At 64.7% G+C, this 14,661-nt stretch carries 14 protein-coding genes; 8 read left to right on the forward strand and 6 right to left on the reverse strand.

Features of this window, described 5'->3' with window-relative positions:
• The first annotated feature begins 94 nt into the window (after positions 1 to 94).
• The 3 genes from ABD742_RS06485 (at position 95) to ABD742_RS06495 (ending at position 2,924) form a co-directional block, all read left to right on the forward strand.
• Complete coding sequence (locus tag ABD742_RS06485; protein WP_234747925.1) at positions 95 to 1,057, forward strand: metal ABC transporter solute-binding protein, Zn/Mn family; 963 nt, start codon at positions 95 to 97, stop codon at positions 1,055 to 1,057.
• Positions 1,058 to 1,175: 118 nt separating this feature from the next.
• Positions 1,176 to 2,009: a metal ABC transporter ATP-binding protein gene (locus ABD742_RS06490; protein WP_372460871.1), complete on the forward strand. Its 834-nt coding sequence runs from the start codon at positions 1,176 to 1,178 to the stop codon at positions 2,007 to 2,009.
• Complete coding sequence (locus tag ABD742_RS06495) at positions 2,010 to 2,924, forward strand: metal ABC transporter permease (protein ID WP_234747919.1); 915 nt, start codon at positions 2,010 to 2,012, stop codon at positions 2,922 to 2,924.
• Here the strand turns inward: ABD742_RS06495 and ABD742_RS06500 are convergent.
• Positions 2,921 to 3,403: a Fur family transcriptional regulator gene (locus tag ABD742_RS06500; RefSeq protein WP_234747918.1), complete on the reverse strand. Its 483-nt coding sequence runs from the start codon at positions 3,401 to 3,403 to the stop codon at positions 2,921 to 2,923. The two genes, ABD742_RS06495 and ABD742_RS06500, sit on opposite strands and share 4 nt — an antisense overlap.
• Before the next feature lie 109 nt (positions 3,404 to 3,512).
• Here ABD742_RS06500 and ABD742_RS06505 point away from each other — a divergent pair, with 109 nt between their 5' ends.
• Positions 3,513 to 4,169 (forward strand): MBL fold metallo-hydrolase, encoded by a 657-nt coding sequence (locus ABD742_RS06505; RefSeq protein WP_234747916.1) that lies wholly within the window; start codon positions 3,513 to 3,515, stop codon positions 4,167 to 4,169.
• Positions 4,170 to 4,187: 18 nt separating this feature from the next.
• On the opposite strand, the gene cds1 is transcribed toward ABD742_RS06505, so the two are convergent.
• Positions 4,188 to 5,276 carry an L-cysteine desulfhydrase Cds1 gene (gene cds1 / locus ABD742_RS06510; RefSeq protein ID WP_234747914.1) on the reverse strand — a complete coding sequence of 363 codons (1,089 nt, stop codon included), beginning with the start codon at positions 5,274 to 5,276 and terminating at the stop codon, positions 4,188 to 4,190.
• Positions 5,277 to 5,391: 115 nt separating this feature from the next.
• Here cds1 and ABD742_RS06515 point away from each other — a divergent pair, with 115 nt between their 5' ends.
• The 3 genes from ABD742_RS06515 to ABD742_RS06525 all read left to right on the forward strand — a co-directional run bounded on the left by ABD742_RS06515 (position 5,392) and on the right by ABD742_RS06525 (position 7,948).
• Entirely contained in the window at positions 5,392 to 6,246 is an 855-nt protein-coding gene (locus tag ABD742_RS06515) for a sulfurtransferase (RefSeq protein ID WP_234747913.1), read from the forward strand.
• Positions 6,247 to 6,323: 77 nt separating this feature from the next.
• The gene (locus ABD742_RS06520; protein WP_234747912.1) at positions 6,324 to 7,523 is read left to right on the forward strand and encodes an NAD(P)-dependent alcohol dehydrogenase; all 1,200 of its coding nucleotides are present in this window, start codon (positions 6,324 to 6,326) and stop codon (positions 7,521 to 7,523) included.
• Positions 7,520 to 7,948 (forward strand): HIT family protein, encoded by a 429-nt coding sequence (locus ABD742_RS06525; protein WP_234747911.1) that lies wholly within the window; start codon positions 7,520 to 7,522, stop codon positions 7,946 to 7,948. The genes ABD742_RS06520 and ABD742_RS06525 overlap by 4 nt, the downstream gene beginning before the upstream one ends.
• 108 nt (positions 7,949 to 8,056) lie before the next feature.
• Here the strand turns inward: ABD742_RS06525 and hrpA are convergent, their stop codons facing one another.
• The 3 genes from hrpA to ABD742_RS06540 all read right to left on the reverse strand — a co-directional run bounded on the left by hrpA (position 8,057) and on the right by ABD742_RS06540 (position 13,275).
• On the reverse strand, positions 8,057 to 12,046 hold the full coding sequence (hrpA, locus tag ABD742_RS06530) for an ATP-dependent RNA helicase HrpA (RefSeq protein WP_234747910.1): 3,990 nt from the start codon (positions 12,044 to 12,046) through the stop codon (positions 8,057 to 8,059).
• Positions 12,047 to 12,059: 13 nt separating this feature from the next.
• The gene (locus tag ABD742_RS06535) at positions 12,060 to 13,046 is read right to left on the reverse strand and encodes a helix-turn-helix transcriptional regulator (RefSeq protein ID WP_234747908.1); all 987 of its coding nucleotides are present in this window, start codon (positions 13,044 to 13,046) and stop codon (positions 12,060 to 12,062) included.
• A 61-nt stretch (positions 13,047 to 13,107) separates the two neighbouring features.
• Complete coding sequence (locus ABD742_RS06540) at positions 13,108 to 13,275, reverse strand: hypothetical protein (RefSeq protein ID WP_234747906.1); 168 nt, start codon at positions 13,273 to 13,275, stop codon at positions 13,108 to 13,110.
• A gap of 81 nt (positions 13,276 to 13,356) precedes the next feature.
• Here ABD742_RS06540 and ABD742_RS06545 point away from each other — a divergent pair, with 81 nt between their 5' ends.
• Positions 13,357 to 14,325 (forward strand): GlxA family transcriptional regulator, encoded by a 969-nt coding sequence (locus ABD742_RS06545; protein ID WP_234747904.1) that lies wholly within the window; start codon positions 13,357 to 13,359, stop codon positions 14,323 to 14,325.
• Here the strand turns inward: ABD742_RS06545 and ABD742_RS06550 are convergent.
• Positions 14,322 to 14,645, reverse strand: a complete 324-nt coding sequence (locus ABD742_RS06550) for a protealysin inhibitor emfourin (RefSeq protein ID WP_234747902.1) — start codon at positions 14,643 to 14,645, stop codon at positions 14,322 to 14,324. The two genes, ABD742_RS06545 and ABD742_RS06550, sit on opposite strands and share 4 nt — an antisense overlap.
• Between the last annotated feature and the right edge of the window lie 16 nt (positions 14,646 to 14,661).

Below are 14,661 nucleotides of genomic sequence, written 5' to 3' on the forward strand. Positions count from 1 at the left end.
AGCCGCCCGGAATTCTAAATAGGAATCATTCCCATTTGTGGGTACACTCGTTGAGTCCCCTGTTGTGTTTGATTCGGTAGATCCGAGGTTTCCCGTGCGCCGTACCGCCGCCCGTCCTTCCCTTGCCGCAGTGCCGGCCCTTGCCGCCTCCGTCGGCCTTGCCGTCCTGCTTGCCGCATGCGCGGCACCCGCCGCGACGGCGCCGTCGTCGTCCTCCGGAGTGATCGACGTGGTCGCTTCCACCAGCGTGTACGGCGACATCGCCAAGAGCGTCGGCGGTGACAAGGTGTCCGTCACGTCCATCATCAGCAAGACCAGCCAGGATCCGCACTCCTACGAGGCAAGCACCCAGGACAAGCTGGTCGTCTCCAAGGCCCAACTGGTGATCGACAATGGCGCGGGCTACGACGACTTCTTCAGCAAGCTCGCCGATGACAGCAAGGTGGCTGCGGACAAGACGATCACCGCCGTCAACGTTTCGGGGCTCCTCCCCGCGGCGACGAGCAGCGCATCTCCCGCAGCGGTGCCGGAAGGGTTCAACGAGCACGTCTGGTACAACTTCGACGCCATGGCGAAAGTGGCCGATGCTGTCGCTGCGAAGCTCGGAAGCCTGGACCCGGCCGATGCCAAGACCTTTACCGCCAACGCCGACAAGTTCAAGTCCTCGCTGACCGGACTCAGCGCCAAAGTCGCTGAAATCAAGTCATCCAAGGGTTCCGCTCCGGTCGCCATCACCGAGCCCGTCCCGGGCTACTTGCTTGAAGCTGCAGGCTTGGAGAACAAGACGCCCGAGGAATTCAGCCACGCCATTGAGGTCGGCTCGGACGTTCCGCCGGCAGCTGTCAAGGAAACGAGCGATCTGATTAGCTCGAAGTCCGTTCGCTTCCTGGCGTACAACGAGCAGACCGCCAGCGCCGAGACGGAAAAGCTGAAGGCCGAGGCAACCGCTGCCGGTGTTCCGGTTATCGGCTTCACCGAGACACTTCCCGAGGGCAAGGACTACGTCGCCTGGATGACGGACAATGTGGGCAACGTTGCTGCTGCCCTGAACAAGTAAACGGCGCCGGCAGTAGAACAGACGGGCCCCGCAATCGTCCTAAGATGTACAGGGCGGCTGCGGGGCCCTCTCTGTTCATCCAAGAGCAGGCCACCAGCGACGTCGCTTCGCGAACCCCATGGATCGAGGAATCTTTTTGACACCGGTAGTGAGCCTTCGCGGCGCGGGCCTCCAGTTTGGCCAACGGGCCCTCTGGAAGGACCTCGACCTGGACGTCCAGGCGGGTGAGTTCTTCGCTGTGCTCGGCCCCAACGGCAGCGGCAAGACCAGCTTCCTCAAAGTCCTCCTCGGTTTGCAGCAGCTTCACTCGGGGACGGTGGCTGTGGCTGGAAACCCCGTGCTACGTGGCAGCCGGAAGATTGGCTACATCCCGCAGCAGAAGTCCTTTGCGCCGGATACGCCCTTGCGAGCCAGGGACTTGGTTGCCCTCGGCGTCGACGGCCACCGCTGGGGCCTGCGGATCAAGGCCAAAGCCGTCAATGAGCGCGTCGACGCCCTGCTGGACTTGGTGGGGGCGAGTGACTACGCCCGCGTACCGCTTGGTCAATTGTCCGGCGGTGAGCAACAGCGGCTCCGTGTTGCGCAAGCCCTTGCCGCGGAGCCTGAACTCCTGCTCTGTGACGAACCGCTGCTGTCCTTGGACCTGCGCCACCAGCAGGCCGTGAGTTCCCTCATCAACCGGCAATGCCACGAGCGGAAGAGCGCCGTGGTGTTCGTGACCCACGAGATCAACCCGGTCATCGACTACGTAGACCGCGTCCTCTACCTTGCCGGCGGCAGGTTCCGGGTGGGAACACCGGAGGAGGTCATGACCACCGAGGTCCTGTCCGAGCTGTACAACAGCCGCGTTGATGTCATCCGCGCGAACGGCAGGATCGTCGTCGTCGGCCTTCCGGACGCGACTACCCACTACCACGATGACGCCCACGTGGGTGTGGAGGAAGGTCACTAAATGGATCTCGGCAGCATCCTGCACACCATCTTCAACTTTGAAAACTATGGCGAACTGTTGGCGCTGGTCCAGAATTCCATCTGGGCCGGTGCAGTCCTCGGCCTGCTCGGCGGACTCATTGGCACCTTTGTCATGAAGCGGGACCTCGCTTTCGCCGTGCACGGCATTTCGGAGTTGTCCTTCGCCGGTGCCTCTTTCGCCCTGCTCATCGGGGCGGACATCATTTTCGGTTCGCTCGCGGGATCCGTCGCGGCTGCGCTGCTTCTGGGACTCATGGGCGTCCGGGCGCGGGACAAGAATTCGATCATTGGCGTCATCATGCCGTTCGGGCTGGGCCTTGGCATCTTGTTCCTGGCCCTCTACCAAGGCCGGGCGGCCAACAAGTTCGGGCTACTGACCGGCCAGATCGTTTCGGTGGACACTGTCCAGCTCCAGGTCCTGGCCGGCACGGCCGTGGTGGTGATGCTCGCGCTGGCCGCAATTTGGCGCCCGCTCAGCTTCGCCAGCGTGGACCCCGAGATGGCGGAAGCCAGGGGAGTTCCTGTCCGTGGCTTGGCGATTGCCTTCATGGTGTTGCTCGGCGTCAGCGTTGCCTTGTCCATCCAGATAGTCGGAGCGCTTCTGGTGCTGGCCTTGCTGATCACACCCGCGGCCGCGGCACTCCGCGTGACCACTTCGCCGCGCCTCGTGGTCTTGTTGAGCGTGGTCTTTGCGATCACTGCCACCGTGGGCGGCATCCTCCTGGCGCTCGGCAGCAGGATTCCCATCAGCCCGTATGTCACCACGTTGTCGTTCTTGATCTATGTGGTGTGCCGGATCATCGGCAACGTACGCGCCAAACGGGGTATCAACGGCAGGATAGTCCGTCCCCACGCTGTGGGCCAATCAGTGGAAGACCAGACGGTAGCCGGCTAGAGCCGGCCCTCAGCCTTCTTTGCGGTGCACTCGGGGCAGAGCCCGAAAATCTCTACTGTGTGCGCCACTTCGGTGTAGCCGTTTTCGGCAGCCACCCGGGCTGCCCACGTCTCTACGGCCGGAGCTTCCACTTCGACGGCCTTGCCGCAATTGCGGCACAGCAAATGGTGATGGTGGCCCGTGACCGCACAGCGGCGGTAGACGGCTTCGCCATCGGCATTTCTCAGCACATCGATAAGGCCGTCGTCGGCAAGCGACTGCAGAATGCGGTACGCCGTGGCCAGGGACACCGAGACGCCCTGGTTCTGGAGCAGCCGGTACAGTTCCTGGGTGCTCACGAAATCGTCGAGTTCGTCCAGGGCGGCGCTGACGGCCAGGCGCTGCTTGGTGACGCGCTGCTCCTTGACGGCGGGATCCTTCGCATCCGGAAGCGACTGGGCTGCGGGCCCGGACGTGGCGGCATGGGCGCCCTGTGACATTCGTGGACTCATTTCGATGTGGATGTTCGCAAGTACCAAGGTTACCAGCCGGCCACCCTTGGACGCCGTTTCGTGGACACCATTGGAGGCCCGCCCCTAGGCTGGCTGCATGAAGCTCACCAAGTTCACCCACGCTTGTGTCCGCCTGCAAAAGGATAACCAGGTCCTCGTGATCGACCCGGGGACTTTTTCCGAGTCCGAGGAAGCCCTCGCAGGCGCCCACGCGGTGCTGATCACGCATGAGCACGCCGACCACGTGGACGCGGACGCCGTCGTCGGGGCCCTGAAGGGAAACCCCGGACTGCAGGTGCACGCACCCTCGGGGATCGCTTCCCAGCTGGCCGCCAAGGCGGGCGACGACGGCGATCGGGTACACGTCGTCGAGCCCGGGACGTCCTTTGAAGCCGCGGGCTTCGCGATACGTTCCTTCGGAGGGCAGCATGCCCTCATCCACCCGCAGATTCCGGTAGTGGCCAACATCGGCTACCTCGTGGACGAAAACGTCTTCCACCCGGGGGACTCGTTCGTTGTCCCGGATGGCATTGCCGTGCAAACCCTGCTGGTGCCCATCCACGCGCCGTGGTCAAAGGTGGGCGAGGTGGTCGACTTCGTGATCGCGGTCCGCGCACCCAAGGCCTACCCGGTTCACGATGGCCTGCTCAACGAACTAGGACGCGGATTGGTGGAAGGCCACGTGACCCGGATCGGAGCAAAGTACGGTACCAGCTATGCGAGGTTGTCGCCGCGGGAATCGGTGGAGGTCTAGCTCAGCCGGCCGCGCCGTCTAAATACTGCGTGGCCACCTGCCTGTCTCGAAGAAGTCAGCCAGCACGGCCTCGTACGGGGCCGGATCCAGGCCTCGCCCGGCGATCCAGTCCGGGTTGTAGTAGCTCCCCGCGTAGCGATCGCCGGCGTCGCACATGAGTGACACAATGCTGCCGCGCTTTCCCTGGGCCACCATCTCGGCAATCAGTTGGCAAACACCCCAAAGGTTGGTTCCCGTGGAAGGCCCGGCGTGCAGCCCGGCAAGCCGGCGGAGGTGCCGCATGGCGGCTACCGAGGCCGCATCGGGAACCTGGATCATGGTGTCGATGACGGCCGGGACAAAGCTGGGCTCCATGCGCGGCCGTCCGATGCCTTCGATCCTTGACGGCATGCCCGTGGAGTAGTCCGGGATGCCGTCGCGCCAGCCGGGATAGAACGCGGAGTTTTCGGGATCGACCACGGCCAACCGGGTCGAGTGGCAGTGGTACCGCAGGTACCGGCCGATGGTGGCGCTGGTTCCGCCGGTGCCGGCTCCTACTACGATCCACTCGGGCACCGGATGTTCTTCGAGGGCGAGCTGCCCGAAGATCGATTCCGCGATGTTGTTATTGCCCCGCCAGTCCGTGGCGCGCTCAGCAAAAGTGAATTGGTCCATGTAGTAGCCCCCGGACGTCCGGGCGACTTCCTCGGCCATTGCATAGACCTCCGAGGCGTGGTCCACGAGGAGGCATGCGCCACCGAACTCTTCGATGAGGGCGATCTTTTCCGGGCTGGTGGTCCGGGTCATCACGGCGATGAACGGAAGCCCGATCAGCCTGGCGAAGTAGGCCTCGGACACCGCGGTGCTCCCGCTGGAAGCCTCCACGATGGTGGTCCCTTCCGCGATCCATCCGTTGACCAGGCCGTAAAGGAAGAGCGATCGGGCCAAGCGATGCTTGAGGCTGCCCGAACGGTGCGTGGACTCGTCCTTGAGGTAGAGCTGGACACCCCAGTGTTCGGGGAGCGGCACCGCGTAGAGGTGCGTATCCGCCGAGCGGTTGTTCTCGGCTTCGATGCGTCGGATTGCCTCGCTGGCCCATGCCCGGTCCTGGTTGCGTAGAGTGCTCACCGATCCAGCCTACCGGCGGCGGCGGCCGCCCAAGGATAGGCTGGTAGCCGGTCGGCAGCTGCACGGCGGCAGCTTCGACGTCGTTTGGTAGACACAGCAAAACGAAGGAGATTTGATGGCCACGATCATGAACGTCACCGCACTCAAGGACCGCATGGATGCGGGCCAGCGGACTGTATTGCTCGACGTTCGGTGGGTGTTGGGCGATCCGCACGGCCATTCGCACTTCCGCCAGGCCCACATTCCCGGCGCAGTCTATGTGGATTTGCATAACGAGCTCGCCGATCCCTCGGCCGAGGGCCAGGGCAGGCACCCGTTGCCGACCACCGCTGCGCTGCAGCGGAGCGCCCGTGCCTGGGGCATTAACGACGGCGACACCGTGGTTGCGTACGACGACAGCGGCAGCACCGCCGCGGCGCGGTTGTGGTGGCTGCTCCGGGACGCCGGTTTCCATTCCGTCTTCCTGCTCGACGGCGGATTGGGTGCCTGGCGCGCGGCCGGCTACCCGTTGGCGCAGGACGAGCAACCGCCGGTCCCGGGCGATGTGGTGCTGGGACACGGCCACATGGATGTGATCACCATGGACGAGGCAGCGGAGTGGCACAACCACGGAATTCTTCTCGATGCCCGGGCCGGGGAGCGCTACCGCGGCGAAATCGAACCCATTGATCCCCGCGCGGGACACATTCCCGGCGCGCTGAGCGCCCCCACAGCCGGAAACCTCGGACCGGACGGTACGTTCCTCCGCGCAGCCCAGCTCCGCAATAGATTTGCGTCCCTCGGCATCGACGAGGGCAGCAAGGTAGCGGTTTACTGCGGCTCCGGGGTAACGGCGGCGCACGAGATCGCTGCCCTTGAACTCGCAGGATTCAGGGCGGCGCTCTTCCCGGGCTCCTTTTCACAGTGGTCCTCGCTCGACTCGAACCAGGTGCTCACTGGAGCAGCGCCGTTGGGATCTCCGGGTCAGTGAGCCTTGGCCGCAGCGAAGCCGGAGGGCGTGGCAGCCCAGAGTGGCAAAGAATCAGCCCGCAGGGGTAGCGTCGAGGCATGACTCCCGGACGCCCCGTTCCTCCGCCCCTTGGCAAGCCGCTCGTCGTGGCTGACGAGACAGCGGAGGCCGCCCCATCAACGCCCGCGGCCGCCCCATCAACACCCGGCGCGCAGGGCACGCCGACCCTCGCGGCTGCATACGGCGCCACTTCTGCTGACAGCGGTCTTGTCCCGCTGACAGTGGCCCGCCGCGTTCCCAAGGAAGACGACGTCGAGATCGAGATCGATTTCTGCGGCCTCTGCCACTCCGATGTCCATGCGACACGGGGCGAATGGGGGGCACAGAGCTATCCGCTGGTCCCAGGCCACGAAATCGTGGGCCGGGTCCGCAGCGTGGGCTCCGCCGTCGACGACTTCGCGCCGGGAGACCTGGTGGGCGTCGGCTGTCTCGTGGATTCCTGCCGCGAGTGCGATAGCTGCCTCGAAGGCCTGGAGCAGTATTGCGAACGCGGAAACGTTGGCACTTATGGGGTGAAGGACGCGCGGAACGGCAACTCCGTCACCCAGGGCGGTTACTCGACCTCGGTGGTGGTTGACCGCCGCTTCGTGCTGCGCGTGCCGGAGGGCCTTGACCCGGCCGCGGCGGCGCCGTTGCTGTGCGCGGGCATCACCACCTACTCGCCGCTGCGCTACTTCGACGTCGAGGAGGGGGACGTGGTGGGCGTCGTCGGTCTCGGCGGACTGGGCCACATGGCGGTCAAGATTGCGAAGGCCATGGGGGCGCACGTAGTGGTCTTCACCACCTCGGAGGCCAAGTTCGAGGCGGCAATTGAACTTGGTGCCGACGACGTGATCCTCTCGAAGGATCCCGAAGCCATGGAAGGCGCCAACCGCACCATCGACGTCATTATCGACACCGTTGCGGCGCCGCATGACCTGAACCCGTACTTCCGCACCTTGCGGCTGAACGGTGCCCTCTTCCAATTGGGGCTCCCGCCCACCGACATGCCTCCGGTCAGTCCCGGCGCGCTGATCCGGCGCCGCCTCTCCTACGCAGGCTCGTTGATCGGCGGCATTGCCGAGACCCAGGAAATGCTGGACTTCTGTGCCGGGCACGGCGTGGTCAGCGATGTCGAAGTCGTCACTGCCCGGCAACTCAATGAAGCCTACGACCGCATGGTTGCAGGCGACGTCAAATACCGTTTCGTCCTCGATACCAAGACCCTTCAGCCCGCTTCGGAAAAGGCAGACGTATGAGCACCCTGTTCACCAAAATCATCAACGGCGATATTCCCGGACGCTTTGTCTGGAAGGACGACGACGTGGTGGCCTTCCTGACCATCGCCCCGCTCACCGACGGCCACACGCTCGTGGTGCCGCGCAAAGAGGTGGACCGCTGGACCGACGTCCCCCCTGAGCTCCTCAACAAGGTCATGTCTGTCGCGCAGACAATCGGCAAGGTACAAGTGAAGGCGTTTGGCGCACCACGGGCAGGACTGTCCGTGGTGGGCTTCGAAGTGGAGCACTTCCACGTGCACGTCTTCCCGGCAACGTCCCTGGCCGATTTCGACTTCGGAACCGTAGAGCACAACCCGGACCCTGCCCGGCTCGACGCGAATGCGGCGAAACTCCGCGCCGGCCTCGTCGCCGCCGGACACGGCGACTCTGTTCCGGCGGACTGAGGTCTACGGATACGAGGGCTTGTTTCCGGTTCCGCAGCCTGTTGGCCCGGAGCTGGAAACAAGCTCCTGTTTTGTGCCGGGACGCCCCGGCGAAGCCGCTGGCACCCCTTACGCGGGCGCCAGCGCCTGGTTGAGTACCGTCCGGATGCGCTTTTCCGAGACCGAGTAGGCTGTGCCAAGCTCGACGGCGAAAAGGCTCACGCGCAGCTCCTCGATCATCCAGCGCACCCGTGTTAACTCAGCTCCTGCCCGTCGGCCGGGCAACAGGGCGGAGACGGCGTCGTCGTAGTCGTCCTCCAACGCCTGGACGACCGACATGTTCAGGCCGTCACGCTGGACATTGTTCGGAAGCTTTTCGAGGCGCTTCTCGATTCCGGCCAGATACCGAGGCAACTGGCTCAATTGGGCGTAGCCCGTCCGTGCTACAAAACCGGGGAACACGAGCTGCTCCAGTTGGCTCTTCATGTCGTTGAGCGCACTGATCAAGGCGAGGCTCGTGCTGCCCTTGAGTTGCTTCTCGATGCGCCGGGTGCTCCCCAAAATGCGTTCGACGACGGCCGTCACCGTGAAGACGGTGTCGATCAGTTCCGCACGGACCAGCTCGTACAGGGCATCGAACGCCGCCTTGTCCCAAGGAAGTTCGGCCGGAGTCAGCTTGTCGATGGCCGCCAGGACGCAGTCCGCGATCAAGGCGCTCACCGAACCATGGGGGTTCTGGCTGAACGTCAACTTCTCCGTGTTGTTCAAATGTTCCAGGACGTAACGGTCCGGGGCGGGAACCCGCAGGGCGAGCAGCCGGATCACGCCGCCGCGCATTGCCGACTCCTGCTCCGCCCGGGTCTGGAACACGCGGAACGCAACGGATTTGCCCTCATCCACGAGGGCGGGAAAACCCGTGACATCGTGCCCCTTCACAGTGCGCGTCACTTGGCGTTCGATAGCTCCGAAAGTCCACTCGGTGAGCCCGGTTTGCTCGGACAGGAAACCAGCGGCCTGCGGGGTTGCCCCGCCGCCGCCGTTTCCGCCCGGGGATCCGGCACCTCCGGGCCCCGGGGCGCCCTTGGGACCGTTGGCGCGTGCCGTCGTCGCGGGTGTTGCTCCGAGGGATTCGGCGATCGCCCGGCGGGTAGCCGGGGCCAGCTGCTCCTGGAGCGCCGCCAGGTCCTTGCCTTCGTCGAGCACCTTGCCGCGGCTGTCCACTATCTTGAAGCTGACGCGCAGGTGCGCCGGAACGGCGTCCCAATTCCACGATCCCGGAGGAATGATGTGTCCCCGGATACGGCGCAGCACCAGCTCAAGGGAGGCCTCAAGAGCGTCCGAGGCGGGATCGAAGTCGGTTTCCAAGGCAGCAGCGGCTTGCCGGGCCACATCCGGCGCCGGCACGAAGTTCTTACGGATGTGTTTGGGCAGCGACTTGATCAGCGCCGCCACGAGCTCCACCCGCTGGCCGGGTATCTGCCATCGGAAGGCGGCGTCGTCGAGCTGGTTGAGGAAAAGCACGGGGACCTCGGCTGTGACACCGTCCGAGGGGTTGGGCGGGGAGCCGGGAGCCACGGGATGGAACTCGTAGCTCAGGGGCAGCTCAAAGCCCTTGTGCAGCCAGGTTTTCGGGTAGGCGGAATCGTCCAGGGCTTCGGCGTCCTCGCTGATGAGCAGCGATTGGTCGAAGTCGAGCAGGGTGGGGTCCTGCTGGCGGGCTTCCTTCCACCATTTGTCGAAGTGGCGTTCGGAGACAACGTCCTTGCCGATCCTGGCGTCGTAGAACTCGAAAAGCGTGTGGTCGTCCACCAGGATGTCCCTCCGGCGCATCCGCGTCTCGAGTTCCTCGATCTCGAGGAGCAAGGCGCGGTTGCGGTGGAAGAATTTGTGGTGGGTCTTCCAGTCGCCTTCTACGAGGGCATGCCGGATGAAGAGTTCGCGGCAGAGCTCGGGGTCGATCCTGCCGTAGTTGATGCGGCGGTTCGGGATGATGGGAACTCCGTAGAGCATGACCTTCTCGTGCGCCATGACCGAGCCCGTCCGGGTGGACCAGTGGGGCTCGCTGTAGGAGCGCTTCACGAGATCCGGTGCAACTTGCTCGGCCCACAAGGGATCGAACTTCGCCGCGACCCGGGCCCAGAGCCGGCTTGTTTCAACCAACTCCGCGGCCATCACAAAAGCGGGCGACTTCTTGAACAGTGCCGAACCCGGGAAGATGGCGAAACGGCTGCCGCGTGCTCCGGCGTATTCGCGCTTGCGTTCATCCAGCATGCCGATGTGGCTCAGCAGTCCCGAGAGCAGGCTGATGTGGATTCCCTCGTTGTTGCCAACGGGGTCGGCCTCGCGCTTGTTGTCGATAGTGATGCCCAGCGGCTTGGCGAGCTGGCGCAATTGCTGGAAGAGGTCCTGCCATTCGCGGACGCGCAGGTAGTTGATGAACTCGTTCCTGCACAGCCGGCGGAACTGCGTGGAGGAGAGCTCCTGCTGCTTTTCCTGGATGTAGTTCCACAGGTTAAGGAATCCGGTGAAGTCCGAGTTCTCGTCCCGGAAGCGTGCGTGCTTCTCCGCCGCAAGCTGCTGCTTGTCGCTCGGGCGCTCTCGCGGATCCTGGATAGTCAAAGCAGCCGCCAGGATCATGACTTCCTTGACGCAGCCGCGCTTTCCGGCCTCCACAATCATTCTGCCAAGCCGGGGGTCGACCGGGAGCTGGGCCAACTTCTGCCCGACGGCGGTCAGGCCGCCGCTGGTACGCGCGTTGCCGCCGTCGATGGCTGGGGGAGCGCCGCCGTCGCCCATGCGCGCCGCGCTTAGGGCGCCGAGTTCGCGCAGCAGCGTGACGCCGTCGTTGATGGCACGGGAGTCCGGCGGCTCAACAAAGGGGAAGTTCTCGACGTCTTTGGGGCCGCGGGCAACACCCATGGCCGTCATCTGCAGGATGACCGCGGCAAGGTTGGTCCTCAGGATCTCCGGATCAGTGAACGGGGGGCGGGACTCGAAGTCTTCCTCGGAATAGAGCCGGATGGCGATACCTTCGGAGACACGCCCGCAGCGGCCGGAACGCTGGCTTGCCGATGCCTGCGAAACACGTTCAATCGGCAGCCGTTGCACCTTGGTGCGGTGCGAGTAGCGCGAGATGCGGGCCGTGCCGGTGTCGATGACGTACTTGATGCCGGGCACCGTCAGCGAAGTTTCCGCGACGTTCGTGGCGAGGATGATCCGCCGCTTGCCGCCCGGGTTGAAAACCCTGTGCTGCTCCTGCAGGCTCAAACGGGCAAACAATGGCAGGACTTCCGTGCCCGCCAACCTGCGGTTGGCTTGGATCCGGCCGTTCAGGGCTTCCGCGGCGTCGCGGATTTCGCGCTCGCCGGAGAAGAACACCAGGATGTCTCCCGGAGCCTCAAGCGCGAGCTCGTCGACGGCGTCGCACACTGCGTCGAGGGGGTCGCGGTCCTCCTCAAGCTCGTCGTCGGACGCGTCCTCATCTTCACCGGAGGCACTGCCGCCGGCCGGCTGGGACAGCGGACGATAGCGGATTTCCACCGGGTAGGTCCGGCCCGAGACTTCCATGATCGGCGCAGGTTCTTCTTCGCTGCCGAAATGCTTCGCGAAACGCTGGGGGTCGATGGTCGCGGAGGTGATAATGACCCTCAGGTCCGGCCTTTGTGGGAGGATCCGCTTGAGGTAGCCCAGGATGAAGTCGATGTTGAGGCTGCGCTCGTGTGCCTCGTCGATGATGATGGCGCTGTACTTGCGCAGCAGCTTGTCCCGCTGGATCTCTGCCAGCAGGATGCCGTCGGTCATCAGCTTGATTTTGGTAGCCCTGCTCACTTCGCCGGTGAAACGGACCTGGAAGCCCACTTCCTGCCCGATCTCCACGCCCATCTCGAAGGCGATGCGTTCGGCAACGGTACGCGCGGCAAGGCGGCGCGGCTGGGTGTGGCCGATCAGGCCCTTGTCCCCGAGGCCGAGTTCCAGGCACATTTTGGGGATCTGGGTGGTCTTGCCGGAACCGGTTTCGCCGGCGATGATGGTCACCTGGTTTGCGGCAATGGCCGCCATCAAGTCCTCGCGGCGCTCGGAGACGGGCAGCTCTGCGGGGTAGGAAATATGAAGTGTCATGGCTGCTGACAGTCTACTGTGGCGGCGCGTCGCCTTGCATTGCGTGGTTCCCTGCGGCCTTTTCCAATCGCCCGGCCATGGTGCGGGCATACTCCTTGAATTCCTCCGGAGAGATGATCTCAAAGTCCATGTCCAGCGCCGCGAGGTGCGCCGCCGGTTGCGCCAGGCTGTCCCAGCCGGCGCGTAGCAGGGTGGCGTTCCCGCCGTCGTCGCTCAAGCTCGCGAGCTGCGGGCCGACGACGGCGGCCACCTCGCCGATGGGGGCATGGAGGCGCACGACGACGTCGTAGCGGTACGGCGAGCGGGTCACGGAGCGTTGGACGTAGTCCGCGAGGTCCTTGGCCGGCAAGGGGCGCGGTACATACTTTTTCCGTTCAGCCGGAAGTGAGGCGATGCGGTCGGCACGGAACGTGCGCCAGTCTTCCCGGTCCACATCCCAAGCGACCAGGTACCAGCGCCGCCCGGTGTCCACCAGCCGGTATGGCTCCACCAAGCGCCGGCCGGAGTCGCCGTCGGCCTTGACGTAGTCGAAACTGAGTTGTCGCTTGTCCGCAATCGCAGCAGACACCACCGTGAGCTGCTGCGGGTCTACCGACGCCGCGTTGCTGGGCAGCGTGGTCACCGCGGCCTTGAGCATCGCGAACTTCGGGCGGAGACGTGCGGGCAGCACCTGCTCGAGCTTGGCCAGGGCGCGCACCGATGCTTCGCCGATGCCGGCCACGGGACCCGCCGCCACGGAGTTGAGCCCCAAGGCGACGGCGAGTGCTTCATTGTCGTCGAGCAGCAACGGCGGGAGCTGGGCCCCGGCGCCCAGCTGGTAGCCGCCGGCAATGCCCGGCGAAGCATGGATGGGGTAGCCAAGGTTCCGGAGCTTGTCGATATCGCGGCGGACGGTGCGCTCCGTGACACCCATCCGCTTGGCCAATGCCGGGCCGGTCCATTCGCGCCGGACCTGCAGCAAGGACAGCAATTGCAGCAGCCTGGCGGACGTCTGGATCATGGCATTGAATCTAGCCCACCATGCGGACAAAAGTCGTCCGTGTTGGGGGGACAGACTGTGTTTAGAAGGCGCGCAGTGTCCAGCACGAGTTGTTAGGCAGATCCCGCGAGGTCCAAGGCTCGGAACGGTCGGGGGGAAGGTGGCCGCGGCCGTCCCGAAGGACCGCTGAGATGGAAGCGGCGGCGGTGATGATGAAGACGATGAATAGCAAAACTCCGATGAACTCCATGACTCCATCGTGTTCCTGATGCACTTCAAGAAACAGTGGCAGAAACGACCCATTTAGGCAATTTTCTGCCACACTGGATCTATGTTGAAAACGGTGGCAATCATTGTTGTTCCCAACTTCTCGATCTTCGAATTCGGGACCGCCTGCGAAGTCTTTGGCATTGACCGCGCGGACCGGGGGAGTGGCGTTCCCGGTTTTGACTTCAGGGTCTGCACTCCCGTCCCTGGAGACGTGAAGATGAAGTCCGGCCTGTCGATGCATGTCGGCCTGGGCCTGGAAGCTACGGCCGATGCCGACCTGGTCATCATGGCCCCGTACGGACGGGATGAGGACGTCCCGGAGTCCGTATTGGATGCGCTGCGGGCGGCGCACGCGCGCGGGGCCTGGGTCATGTCGATTTGCTCCGGGGCGTACGCGCTTGCGCGTGCTGGCCTCCTTGACGGGCGCCGCTGCACCACGCACTGGCACTATTCACAGGACCTGGCCGGCAGGTACCCGAAGATTCACGTGGACGAAAATGTGCTCTACGTCCAGGACGGAACGATCATCTCAAGTGCCGGCACTGCCGCCGGTATTGACGCCTGCCTGCATTTGGTCCGGGTGGAGTTGGGCGCCAATGTCGCAGCAGCCATTGCCCGCGACATGGTGGTTCCGCCGCACCGCGACGGCGGCCAGGCCCAGTTCATCGACCGGCCCATGCCCCCGTGCGGCTCCGCGCCCATGGAGGCATTGCTGCGCTGGATGGTGGAGAACCTCGATCGGGACCACAGCGTCAACGAACTGGCGGCCCGGCTGCACATGTCCGCCCGGACCTTCGCACGCCGGTTCCGGGCCGAAACGGGTGCCACACCGGCGGCCTGGCTCAACTCGCAACGGGTGCTCCGGGCGCAGGAACTCCTGGAAACCACGGAGCTGAACATCGACGAGGTTGCGCGCGAAGCCGGGTTCGGGCATTCCGTGCTGCTGCGGCACCACTTCGCCAAGGTCCTGGCCACGAGCCCGCAGTCGTACCGCAGGGCTTTCCGTGGCCAGTTGGCGGAGGTTGGCTAGCGGCGGAGGGTCTCCCGGCCCTCTACCTTGGCGTTCTCCACGAGGGTGTGCCATGGCCCGGTGACATCGGTCTCCGGAAGCGTGGCCCGGTGTTGACCGGCGCGGATCGAATACATGAACCGGTCGGCTTGCCCCGCAGCTTTCCCGGCTGTCCGCGCGGCCGTTTGTGCGCGGGCTTGACCGCGGGATGGCACCTGGTCCCAAGGGCAGGCCTCCACGATCGGCAACCATCGTCGCTTGTCTTCGGAAGTGGCGGCATCCACGGTCCAGACGCGTGTGATCGCGGCAACGCCACCGCTGCGCTGGACAGTGATTTTCATGTTCTGCGGCTTCCAC

It is taken from the genome of Arthrobacter ramosus, from assembly GCF_039535095.1.
GTDB classification, from domain to species: Bacteria; Actinomycetota; Actinomycetes; order Actinomycetales; family Micrococcaceae; genus Arthrobacter; species Arthrobacter ramosus.

Excerpts from the sequence above, each read along its gene's own strand:
- ABD742_RS06525 (WP_234747911.1), top strand. The coding sequence starts at position 7,520 with ATGAGCACCCTGTTCACCAAAATCATCAACGGCGATATTCCCGGACGC.
- ABD742_RS06540 (WP_234747906.1), bottom strand. The coding sequence starts at position 13,275 with ATGGAGTTCATCGGAGTTTTGCTATTCATCGTCTTCATCATCACCGCC.
- ABD742_RS06490 (WP_372460871.1), top strand. The coding sequence starts at position 1,176 with ATGGATCGAGGAATCTTTTTGACACCGGTAGTGAGCCTTCGCGGCGCG.
- ABD742_RS06520 (WP_234747912.1), top strand. The coding sequence starts at position 6,324 with ATGACTCCCGGACGCCCCGTTCCTCCGCCCCTTGGCAAGCCGCTCGTC.
- ABD742_RS06495 (WP_234747919.1), top strand. The coding sequence starts at position 2,010 with ATGGATCTCGGCAGCATCCTGCACACCATCTTCAACTTTGAAAACTAT.
- ABD742_RS06535 (WP_234747908.1), bottom strand. The coding sequence starts at position 13,046 with ATGATCCAGACGTCCGCCAGGCTGCTGCAATTGCTGTCCTTGCTGCAG.
- ABD742_RS06550 (WP_234747902.1), bottom strand. The coding sequence starts at position 14,645 with ATGAAAATCACTGTCCAGCGCAGCGGTGGCGTTGCCGCGATCACACGC.
- ABD742_RS06515 (WP_234747913.1), top strand. The coding sequence starts at position 5,392 with ATGGCCACGATCATGAACGTCACCGCACTCAAGGACCGCATGGATGCG.
- ABD742_RS06505 (WP_234747916.1), top strand. The coding sequence starts at position 3,513 with ATGAAGCTCACCAAGTTCACCCACGCTTGTGTCCGCCTGCAAAAGGAT.
- ABD742_RS06500 (WP_234747918.1), bottom strand. The coding sequence starts at position 3,403 with ATGTCACAGGGCGCCCATGCCGCCACGTCCGGGCCCGCAGCCCAGTCG.
- ABD742_RS06545 (WP_234747904.1), top strand. The coding sequence starts at position 13,357 with ATGTTGAAAACGGTGGCAATCATTGTTGTTCCCAACTTCTCGATCTTC.
- hrpA (WP_234747910.1), bottom strand. The coding sequence starts at position 12,046 with ATGACACTTCATATTTCCTACCCCGCAGAGCTGCCCGTCTCCGAGCGC.